This is a genomic window from Streptosporangium sp. NPDC049644, assembly GCF_040675205.1.
Taxonomy (GTDB): Bacteria; Actinomycetota; Actinomycetes; order Streptosporangiales; family Streptosporangiaceae; genus Streptosporangium; species Streptosporangium fukuiense.
On record NZ_JBFAOJ010000101.1, the window covers coordinates 21,537 to 31,826 of the forward strand.

Annotated in this window: 9 protein-coding genes; 7 read left to right on the forward strand and 2 right to left on the reverse strand. The window is 72.2% G+C overall.

Annotated features, from left to right (window positions below):
- From AB0J58_RS36765 to AB0J58_RS36780, 4 genes are all read left to right on the forward strand, one after another.
- Positions 1 to 3,024 carry an adenylate/guanylate cyclase domain-containing protein gene (locus tag AB0J58_RS36765; RefSeq protein WP_364224546.1) on the forward strand — a complete coding sequence of 1,008 codons (3,024 nt, stop codon included), beginning with the start codon at positions 1 to 3 and terminating at the stop codon, positions 3,022 to 3,024.
- The gene (locus AB0J58_RS36770) at positions 3,021 to 3,857 is read left to right on the forward strand and encodes a S8 family serine peptidase (RefSeq protein ID WP_343960959.1); all 837 of its coding nucleotides are present in this window, start codon (positions 3,021 to 3,023) and stop codon (positions 3,855 to 3,857) included. Before AB0J58_RS36765 ends, AB0J58_RS36770 begins: the two co-directional genes overlap by 4 nt.
- Positions 3,841 to 4,494, forward strand: a complete 654-nt coding sequence (locus AB0J58_RS36775; protein WP_364224548.1) for a GAF domain-containing protein — start codon at positions 3,841 to 3,843, stop codon at positions 4,492 to 4,494. Before AB0J58_RS36770 ends, AB0J58_RS36775 begins: the two co-directional genes overlap by 17 nt.
- 128 nt (positions 4,495 to 4,622) lie before the next feature.
- The gene (locus tag AB0J58_RS36780) at positions 4,623 to 6,548 is read left to right on the forward strand and encodes a BTAD domain-containing putative transcriptional regulator (protein ID WP_364224550.1); all 1,926 of its coding nucleotides are present in this window, start codon (positions 4,623 to 4,625) and stop codon (positions 6,546 to 6,548) included.
- A gap of 363 nt (positions 6,549 to 6,911) precedes the next feature.
- Here the strand turns inward: AB0J58_RS36780 and AB0J58_RS36785 are convergent, their stop codons facing one another.
- Positions 6,912 to 7,889, reverse strand: coding sequence for an aldo/keto reductase (locus AB0J58_RS36785; protein WP_364224552.1), 978 nt, complete (start codon positions 7,887 to 7,889; stop codon positions 6,912 to 6,914).
- Between the two features lie 109 nt (positions 7,890 to 7,998).
- Positions 7,999 to 8,193: a DUF1918 domain-containing protein gene (locus tag AB0J58_RS36790; RefSeq protein WP_343960951.1), complete on the reverse strand. Its 195-nt coding sequence runs from the start codon at positions 8,191 to 8,193 to the stop codon at positions 7,999 to 8,001.
- A gap of 163 nt (positions 8,194 to 8,356) precedes the next feature.
- Between AB0J58_RS36790 and AB0J58_RS36795 the strand changes: the two genes are divergently transcribed.
- The 3 genes from AB0J58_RS36795 (at position 8,357) to AB0J58_RS36805 (ending at position 10,160) form a co-directional block, all read left to right on the forward strand.
- A complete protein-coding gene (locus AB0J58_RS36795) occupies positions 8,357 to 8,698 on the forward strand; it encodes a metalloregulator ArsR/SmtB family transcription factor (RefSeq protein ID WP_364224554.1) in 342 nt (113 codons plus the stop codon).
- 127 nt (positions 8,699 to 8,825) lie between these two features.
- On the forward strand, positions 8,826 to 8,954 hold the full coding sequence (locus AB0J58_RS36800) for a hypothetical protein (RefSeq protein WP_281178601.1): 129 nt from the start codon (positions 8,826 to 8,828) through the stop codon (positions 8,952 to 8,954).
- A 129-nt stretch (positions 8,955 to 9,083) separates the two neighbouring features.
- Positions 9,084 to 10,160: a TauD/TfdA family dioxygenase gene (locus tag AB0J58_RS36805; protein WP_364224556.1), complete on the forward strand. Its 1,077-nt coding sequence runs from the start codon at positions 9,084 to 9,086 to the stop codon at positions 10,158 to 10,160.
- The last annotated feature ends 130 nt before the right edge of the window (positions 10,161 to 10,290 follow it).

Sequence of the window (10,290 nt, forward strand, 5' to 3'; positions counted from 1 at the left end):
ATGATCATGCGATGCCCGTCCTGCCTGGCCGAGACGCCGGGGCACCCCCGGTTCTGCCCGTCGTGCGGCACGCACCTCGCCGCGCCGGCGCCGGTGGAGGTACGCAAGATCGTCACAGTGGTCTTCTGCGACCTGGCCGAGTCCACCGCGCTGAGCGAGCGCCTCGACCCCGAGTCCCTGCGCGCGGTCCTGATCCGCTACTTCGCGCTCATGCGCGACCAGCTCGCCTGGCACGGCGGCACGGTGGAGAAGTTCATCGGCGACGCCGTCATGGCCGTCTTCGGCGTACCGGAGCTGCACGAGGACGACGCGCTGCGCGCCGCCCGGGCCGCGCTGGACATGCGGGCGGCGCTCGAACGGCTCAACGACGACCTCGACCACGATCTCGGGATCCGGCTCAGGGTCCGGATCGGCGTCAACACCGGCGAGGTCGTCACCTCCGGCCTCGCCCGCGGTGAGCAGGCCCTCGTCGCGGGCGAGACGGTGAACGCCGCCGCCCGTCTCCAGCAGTTCGCCCGGCCCGGAGAGATCCTGCTCGGGCCCGAGACCTGGCGCCTGGTCGGCCCCTCCGCCGTGGGCACCGCGGCCGGCCCCCTGATGCTGCGCGGCAAGCGGCATCCGGTCACCGCGTGGCGGCTGGTCTCGATGCGCTCCGACGACCCGGCCGTGATCCGGCGGTTCGACATCCCGTTCGTCGACAGGCAGGAACCGCTGCGCGAGCTGGACCGGGCCCTGGACGGGATCATCAGGCACCGCCACTGCCGCATCGTGACCCTGCACGGCGAGGCGGGGGTGGGCAAGACCCGGCTGGCACGGCTGTGGGCGGAGCGCGCGGGGCAGCGGGGCGTCCTCGTCGGTTCCGGCCGCTGCCGCCCGTACGGCGCGGGCGGCACGCTGCTCGGGGTGGCGGACGCGGTGCGCGAGCTGGTGACCGTGGGCACGCCCGACCCGCGGGCCCTCGCCGTGCTCCGCGACGGCCTGCTGAAGGACGGCACGCCCAATCCCTCGCACCAGGAGACCTCCTGGGCGCTGCGCAGCGTCCTGGAGGGACTCGGACGCTCCACGTACGTGCTGATCGTGCTGGACGACGTGCAGTGGGCGGGCGGCCCGGTCTTCGACACCCTCGGCCATCTGGCCGAGGAGCTGAGTGAGGCGGCGGTGATGGTGCTCTGCGTGACGCGCTCCGACCTGTTCGACCGCATGCCCGGCTGGCAGGTCGCCTCCCGGCTGGCGCTGCCCCGGCTCGGCCCGGCCGACTCCCGGCTCCTGGCCTCCGGGCTGGCCGAGGTGACGCCGCACGACGACGCCCTGCTCGACCGGATCGCCGACCGCTCCGAGGGCAACCCCCTGTATCTGGAGCAACTGGTGGCCATGCTCGGCGACGGCGGGGAGCCGCACGGCCTGCCGCTGACCGTGCACGCTCTCATCGCGGCCCGCGTCGACAGGCTCGGTCCCGCGGCCAGGGAGGTGCTGGAGTGCGCCGCGGTGGTCGGCAGGGAGTTCACCGCCGGGGAGCTGCGGGCCGTCTCGGGAACCGGCGAGCCCGGCGCTCCGCTGGAGGAGCTCCGGCGCAAGTCCTTCGTCGAGCATCGTACGGAGGCGACGTTCCGGTTCACCAGCGGCCTCATCCAGGAGGTCGTCTACGGCGGCATGGCCAAACGGCGGCGGGCCGAGCTGCACGAGCGGTTCGCCGGCTGGCTGGCCGCCGGAGACGGCGGGGACGAGGCGGTCGGCACGCATCTGGAGCAGGCGTACCGGCACCGCGCCGACCTCGGCCCTCCCGGCGAGCACACCGCGCGGCTGCGCGACGGGGCGGCGGCCCGGCTGTCGGAGGCCGGCACCCTCGCGCTGCGCAGAAGCGACCTATCCAGGGCGGAGAACCTGCTCAGCAGGGGGGCCGCGCTGCTGGGGCCGGCCCACCCCGGCTGGCCACGGATCAGCGGGCGCGTCGCGGAGGCCCGGATCACCCTGGGCGACGTCGAGCGGGGGCGGCTGCTGCTCACCGAGGTGCTGGAGCGCGCGACCGGCGACGCGGACGCGGTGGTGGCCGCCCACGCCTCGCTCTATCTGAGCCACTTCGACCCGGCAGGCTCCTCCGAGGTCGCGCGCCGTGCCGTACCGGTCTTCGAGGCCGCCGCCGACGACCTCGGGCTGGCCAGGGCCTGGACCGTGGTCGCCCAGGAGGCGCAGGGGCGCGGCAGGTTCGCCGAGACCAGGGAGATGTTGCAGCGTGCCCTGGAGTACGCCACGCGGTCCGGCGCCGAACTGGAGCGCGCCACCATCCTGGGCAACCTGGCGGCCTCCCTCTGGCTGGGCCCGGAACCGGCGCCCGTCGCCGTCTCCAGATGCCGTGACCTGCTGGCCGCGCACGGCAGGGACCGGGGGATCGTGCGCGCCGTCGTCGGCTGTCCCCTGGCCGTCCTGCTGGCCACCCGGGGAGGCTTCGACGAGGCCAGGACCACCCTCGCGACGGCCGGGCGTTCCCTCGCCGACCTGCGGCACGCCTACGCCGACGCCTTCATGCCGATCTTCTCCGCGGCCGTCGAATCGCTGGCCGGGCGCTGGGACCTCGCCGAGGACCTGCTCCGCCAGGCATGCGCCAGGGCCAGGGCGCTCGGCGACACCCAGCTCCTGGTCACCGCCTCGCGTGACCTGGCCGGCACGCTGCTGCGCCGGGGAGACCTGGCCGGGGCCGAGCTGTGGGCGGGCACGGCCCTGGAGGGCTCGCCCCGGGACGCCCCGATGAACACGGCCGAACTGCACGCGATCCGGGCCGAGGTGCTCGCCGTCCGGGGCGCCGCGGAGCCCTGCCGGGAGCTCATGGACCTGGCCGTGCACGAAGCCAGCGGCACCGATTCCCCCGTCTGCCGCGCCACGGTGCTGCTCGGCAACGCCCGCGGCCTCGCCGCCCTGGGCGCCCACCGGGAGAGCGAGGCCGCGGCGCGCGGCGCGATGGCCGAGTTCGCGGCCAAGGGGCACCTGGTCGGCAGGGGATGGGCACTGGCGCTGGCGGGCCGGCGATGACCGCCCACCCCGAGCTCACCTGGCGGCTCGGCGCCGAGGACGACCTCGCCGACATCACCGTGTCCGCCGCGGGCAACGCGGCCGTCACCCCGGAGTGGGCGTGGCAGGGCGCCACCGGGCGCGGGGTACGGGTCTGCGTGGTGGACAGCGGGGTCGACCGCGACCACCCGCTGCTCGCCCCGGTGCAGGCGACCCACGCCGTGGTGACGGGCCCGGGCGGTAAGGCCGTCGTGCGGGAGAGCGACGCCGCCGACACCTGCGGGCACGGAACGGCGTGCGCCGGGATCATCCGCTCGATCGCGCCCGAGTGCGAGCTGCACAGCGTCCAGGTGCTGGGAGCAGGCTTCTCGGGAACCGGTGACGCCTTCGTCACCGGGCTCCGCTGGGCCATCGAGCAGGGCTTCGACGTGGTGAGCCTGAGCCTGTCGACCAACAGGAGGCACCTGGCCGAACCGCTGCGCGAGCTCGGTGACCTCGCCTACTTCCGCCGTACGGTGCTCGTGGCGTCCGCGCACAACCTGCCGGTGGAGAGCTTCCCCTGGCGGTTCTCCTCGGTGATCTCCGTGGGAAGCCACGCCGGGGCCGATCCCGGGCTGATCCTGTACAACCCTCGCCCGCCCGTGGAGTTCTTCGCCCACGGATCCGACGTGGAGGTGGCCTGGCCCGGCGGCGGGCGCACCCGGTGCACCGGGAACAGCTTCGCGACCCCTCATGTCGCGGCCCACTGCGCGCTGATCCTGAGCAAGCACCCCGGGCTGACGCCCTTCCAGGTGAAGACCGTCCTGTACCTGACCGCGCAGAATGTGAGGAAGCTCGATGATGGTGAACGGTGAGATGATCGCGGCCGTCTCGGCGGCGGTCGCCGGCTCGGAGGCGGAACACCGCCTCCTGCTCCAGTCGATCGTCGACACCGCACGCGTGATCTTCGGGGCCAAGGCGAGCTCGATCTTCCTGGTGAACGAGGAGCATGGGGACCTCGTCTTCGAGGCGGTCTCCGGCGAGGGCGAGAAGGTGCTCGTCGGACGGCGCTTTCCCGCCACGCGGGGTATCGCGGGGTGGGTGCTGAGCGCCGGGGACGCGCTGATCGTCGACGACCTGTCGACGAGCACGGTGTTCGCCCGCGACATCGCCGAGTCGACCGCGTACGTGCCGGGTGGGCTCATGGCGGTGCCGCTCGTCTACGACGACGAGGCGCTGGGCGTGCTGGAGGTGCTCGACCCTCACCCGCAGGCGCGGGCGGCCATCGACGAGCTGGCCCTGCTGACGCTCTTCGCCGCGCAGGCGTCGGCGGCGCTGCGGATCGTGCAGCGCAACCGCCACGCCCTTCGGGTGCTGGAAGGCACCGGGTCGGAGTTCGGCGACCTGGTGTCCATCGTCTCCGCGCTCGCGGGCGGGACCGAGGAAAGACGGCGGGCCGGGCTGCGGCTGCTCGGTTCACTTCACGAGCTCCTGGTTGACAAGCAGAGCTGACTACTTCAGGCAGAAATCACCGGTTTACTAATAGATAAGCGCATATATCATGACAATTCTGTGAGCCCGCCTCCGCATAACCCGGTCAGATTTCCGTAGCCGCCTGGACAGCCAATGGAGAATCCCCCGTGGGTGCAACCGTAGTGCGCGAGAAGGCGGAGGCGGGAGAGACCACCTTCGCCGTGCTCGGCCCTCTTGAGGCCCGCCGCGACGGCAGCCTGGTCCCGCTCGGGCCCTTCAAGCAGCGCGTGCTCCTGTCCCTGCTGCTCTGCCACGCCAACAGGATCGTCCCGGTGGACCAGCTCAGCACCGCGGCGTGGAGCGAGGAGCCCCCCAGGACCGCGCTGAAGAACGTCCAGGTCTACGTGTCCGCGCTGCGCAAGAACGTGCTCGGGGAGGCCGACCGCGACCGGCTGGCCTATCGTCCTCCCGGCTACCAGCTACGGCTCGGTCCCCAGCAGCTCGACATCCTGGTCTACGAGACCCTGGCCCGCAGGGGCCGCCAGCACCTGCGCGACCGCGAGATCACCAAGGCGGTGGGACCGCTCCACGAGGCTCTGCGACTCTGGCGGGGCGACCCCCTGCCCGACATGGCGCACGTGCCGCTGATCAGCGACGAGCTCTCCCGGCTGCGCAGCGAGCGCATGTCGGTCTACGAGGACTGGGCCGAGGCGGAGCTCAGCCTCGGGCACCACACCCACATCATCGGCTCCCTGGAGGAGAACGTCCGGCGCCACCCGCTCAGGGAGCGGCTGCGCAGCACGCAGATGATCGCGCTGTTCCGCTGCGGGCGGCAGTCGGAGGCCCTGGCGCAGTACGAGGACATGCGCCAGACGCTGGCCCGGGAACTCGGCCTCCAGCCCAGCCCGGTCCTCGAACGGCTCTACCGGGCGATCCTCGCGGGGGACCCGTCCCTGGACGGCCCGTCGGCCGGGGGCCCGCCACACCTCGGCGGCGCGACCGTGATCAGGCCGCACCCCACCGCGGGCCACGGCCAGGAGGTGATCGCCCACCTCAGCCAGCTCCCCCGCGACCTGGCCGACTTCACCGGCCGCCGCGAGAGTGTCCAGGACATCCTCGACGTCTTCCGCACCCGCCGGCACAGCCCGCCGGTGGTGATCTCCGGCCCGGCGGGAGCGGGCAAGACCGCGCTGGCCGTGCACTCCGCCCACCTGCTGCGCGAGCGCTTCCGTGACGGGCAGCTCTTCGTACGGCTGCGCACGGCGGGCGGCCGGGAGCGCTCGGTTCCCGACGTGCTGGCCGAGATCCTGCGTACCTGCGGCTTCGAGGGCGACCCTCCGCGCCGGGCCGGTGAGCGGGTCGCCGCCTGCCGGGCCTGGCTGGCCGAGCGCAGCATCCTGCTGATCTTCGACGAGGCGTCCACCGCGGCGCAGATACGGCCCCTGCTCCCCGGTACCGGGGACAACGGAGTGCTGATCACGAGCAGGAGGCGGCTGAGCGCCCTGGAGTCGGCGCACCACGTGGCGCTGGAGACCTTCACCCCCGCAGAAGGCGTCGAGTTGCTACGGCGGACCGCCGGTGCCGAGCGCGTCGACGCCGACCCCGCGGCCGCCCTGCGGGTGGTCGGCACCTGCGCCAACCTTCCGCTCGCCGTCCGCATCGCCGGGGCGCGGCTGGCCGCCCACCGGCACGTCAGGCTCTCCCTGTTCGCCGACCGCCTCGCCGACGAGCACTCGCTGCTGGACGAACTGTCGGTGGACGACCTGTCACTGCGCACCTGCGCGGCCACCTACGAGCGCGACCTCGGCCCCGAACTGTGGACCTCGCTGCGGCGCCTGGGCGCGCTGCCGAGCGGCGAGTTCACCGCCGACGATCTGGCCGCACTGCTCGACTCGGACGTGCGGCTGGCCGCCGACGTCGCCGACAGACTCGCCGAGGCCCACGTGGTCACCGCGGAGCCCAGACCCTCCCCGGTCTATCTGATCGCCGACTGGCTGCGCCTGTACGCGCGGGAGCGGCTGCAGCGGGAGGAGTCGGCACCCCAGCGCACCGCGGCCGGGGAGCGGCTACGCCGGGCCCGCGCCCGCGCGTAGCCTGGCACGGCGCCCGCCCCGCCAAGCGCGTCATACGATGAATGGGCGGATAAAAGGACTTCCCCTATTTTGCCTAACGGACCACCGGCGAACTCCCCGGCCTGAGAAAGGGAATTCATCCGGCGGCCAAAAACCCCGTCCGCTCCCTCCCGAATTCCGCTTTTCCGGCTAACCCGATATCACCCGGCGGCCCCGGTACGGCCACGCATAACCGGCCGATTTACAGATCCACAAAAACCTGCCGACGAGGGCGGGGGCCCAGTGGCACCCGGCCCTCGTCATCCGCGGCGGCTCACCAGCACTGGTGGACCTCCAAGGAGCGCCGGATCCAGAAGACCACCACCGGCACCGTCTCGCGGCGGTTCACCAGCGCTGGTGGACCTGGGGGCGGATCAGCTCGTCATAGATCTCCCGCACACCCTGGAGAGTGGCCTCGGGCAGCGCGTCCAACGCGGCGGCGGCCGCGTTGGCACCGGCCTGGGCGGGGTTGCGCGCACCGGGGATGACCACGGAGACACCGGGCTGGTCGATGATCCAGCGCAGCGCGAACTGCGCCATGGTGGTCCGGGGCGGCACCAGCGGGGCCAGGCGGCGCACCGCCTCCAGGCCGGTGGCGTAGTCGACCCCGGAGAAGGTCTCGCCGACGTCGAAGGACTCGCCGTGCCGGTTGAAGGTGCGGTGGTCGTCGGCGGCGAAGACCGTGGACTCGTCGTACCTGCCGGACAGCAGGCCGCTGGCCAGCGGAACGCGGGCGATGATGCCGACCCCGGCCGCGGCCGCCGCCGGGAGCACCTTCTCCAGCGGCTTGAGCCGGAAGGCGTTGAGGATGATCTGAACGGTGGCCACGTTCGGCCGGGCGATCGCGGTCAGCGCCTCCTCGCAGGTCTCCACGCTCACCCCGTAGGCGGCCACGCGGCCCTCGGCCACGATGGTGTCGAGGGCGTCGAAGACCTCGTCCGAGGAGTAGACCGGGGTGGGCGGGCAGTGCAACTGCACCAGGTCGAGGGTGTCGACGCCGAGATTGGCCCGGGAGCGGTCGGTCCAGGCCCGGAAGTTGTCCAGGGTGTAGGCGGACGGCTCCTGGACGACACGGCGGCCCATCTTGGTGGCCACGGTCAGCCCGGGCCTGTCCTTGATCAACTGCGAGACGATCTGCTCGCTCCGTCCGTCGCCGTACACGTCGGCGGTGTCGACGAAGGTGACCCCGGCGTCCACCGCCGCGTTGAGGGTGGCCAGCGCCTCGTCCTCGCCGACCTCACCCCAGTCGGCCCCCAACTGCCACGCGCCGAGTCCTACGACGCCGATCCGCCTGCCGGTTCTACCCAATTCACGCTGCTGCACATCAGCGATCGTAGTCCGCGCGACGCGATGGGAGCGCCGGTGTCCGGGGCGGAGCGGCCCCGGCCGCCCCGCCATGGGCAATCCTCACCGAACGGGCTTGAGACGCCGCCTACTCCGGCGTCTTCGACACCACATGGGCGTCAGGCCCAGGAAAGACGAGGCTCTCGTGCTGGTCGTCCTCCCAGCGGACCAGGTAGGGCGGGCTTCCGTCCTGGTGATGGAGTTCGACGATGAACCCGACCTTGCGGGGGTCGCCGCTGTGGGTTCCCTCCACGATCAGCTTGTCACCTATGGTTGCCTTCACTGTGGCCTCCTGGATCACAGGTGCCGGTTCTCCGGGCATCCCTCTCCTCCCATGGCATCATCCCGTGGCGCATACGTCCAGGTGGGAGGCATATCGAGGCGGCCGAACGGTTCGGTCCGCCGCGGAATTCCCCCGTCTGAGCCGACACTGGGATAGTGGGGCCATGCACGCACTCGACGTTCTCGGTGACCCCGTCCGGCGCCGGATCCTGGAGTTGCTCGCCGACGGCGAGCGGGCGGCCGGCGAGATCGGCGCCGTGGTGCAGGAGGAGTTCGGGATCTCCCAGCCCGGCGTCTCGCAGCACCTGCGCGTGCTGCGGGACAACGGGTTCGCGACCGTGCGCGCCCAGGGAACGCGGCGCCTGTACGCCGTCGACCCCACCCCGCTGCGGGAGGTGGACATGTGGCTCGACCGCTACCGGCACTTCTGGACCCAGCGCCTCGACGCGCTGGGCACCGAGATCACCCGGGGAAAGCGGGAGCGCCGCACCGGAGAGGCCCGCTGAGGCCGTCCCCGCCCGGAGGGCCGCAGAGATACACAGGCGTAACGGAGGGCGAGATGACATCTCTATTGACGGAACCTTTGGGACCGGTCTAGCGTGGCGGAAGAACCACCAGCCGCAGGAGAGAACCATGACCCAGGTAGCCGTGCCAGGCTTCGGGTCCAGCCTGCCCTGCCCCAGGGATCCGATGCGGATCCGCCCGCCGCGCAAGGGCCTGCGCCCAGGTACCGCCGCCGGGGATCCGCAGACCCCCTTCTGACCCTGGCGTCGCGGCGGGCTCCGCCGCACGACCGGTTCGTGCGGCCTCTCCCGTCGCGTTCCCGCCCGGATCACGTGTACCGCCCCGGCGAGCACTTTCTGAGACGACCCCGAGCACTCGGAGCGCATCATGACCACAGACCTTTCCTCATCCCCCATCACCGGCCCCTCCGCCTGGCGCGGCGACGAACTGGCCGGATCGACCGAGTGGATCTACCTCCTCAGCGACGCCGAGCGCGAGGAGCTGGAGACCCTGGGCCGCCGGTTCGTCGAGGACGACCCCGACCTGCGCAAGGTGACCGCGGAGAGCTACCCGCTCGTCGCCGCGCGCGACATGATCGAGGAGTGCGCGCGGCAGATGGACGCCGGACGCGGCTTCATCCTGGTCCGCGGCCTGCGCACCGAAGAGTACGGCGACACGCTGTCCGGCGCGATCTTCTTCCTGATGGGCCTGCACCTCGGCACGCCGATGGAGCAGAACCAGCTCGGCAATGTGCTCGACCACGTCATCGCGACCTCCAACAAGACGCTCGACGACCCCGGAGCGCTGCCGTCGCGGGTGCGCGACCGGCTGCCCTTCCACTCCGACAGCTCCGACGTGGTGGCGCTGATGTGCCTGCGCGCGTCCAAGGAGGGCGGCTCCAGCAGCCTGGTGAGCGGCACGACGATCTACAACGAGATCCTGCGCCGCCGCCCCGACCTCGCTCCCCTGCTGTTCGAGCCCTGGCACTGGGACTGGCGGGGCCAGGACCCCGACGCCCTCTCGAACACCTACGTCTCCCCGATCTGCAGCTACGTCGACGGGATCTTCAGCACCTACGCGGGCAGCACGATGATCTTCTCCGCCCAGAAGTACCCCGGCGTGCCGAAGCTCACCGACGCGCAGATCGAGCTGCTGCACCTCTACGACGAGATCAGCCAGGAGCAGGGGCTCCCGATCGACATGGACTTCCAGCCCGGCGACGTCCAGTGGCTGCTGAACTACGCCGCCCTGCACTCGCGGACCAGCTACGTCGACTGGCCCGAGCCGGAGCGCCGCCGGCACCTGCTGCGCCTGTGGCTCAAGCGCGACGTGGGCCGTCCACTCGTGGAGGGGTTCGGCAAGAACGTCGTGAAGGCGAGGGGCGAGGAGGACAAGAAGCCGCTGCCGGGCGGCAGCTTCCGCATCGCCGAGGCGGTCGTGCCCAACCAGGACTGGGGCAACTGACCCGCGCCACACAGAAGAGACGGGGGGGGGGGGTGTGTGCGCCCGCCCGCGCGCGGGTGGGGGGTGGGGCGCGGGGCCCGCAAGCCCCCCAGCGGGGGGGTGGGCGCGGGGGGGGGGCGCCCACGCCCCC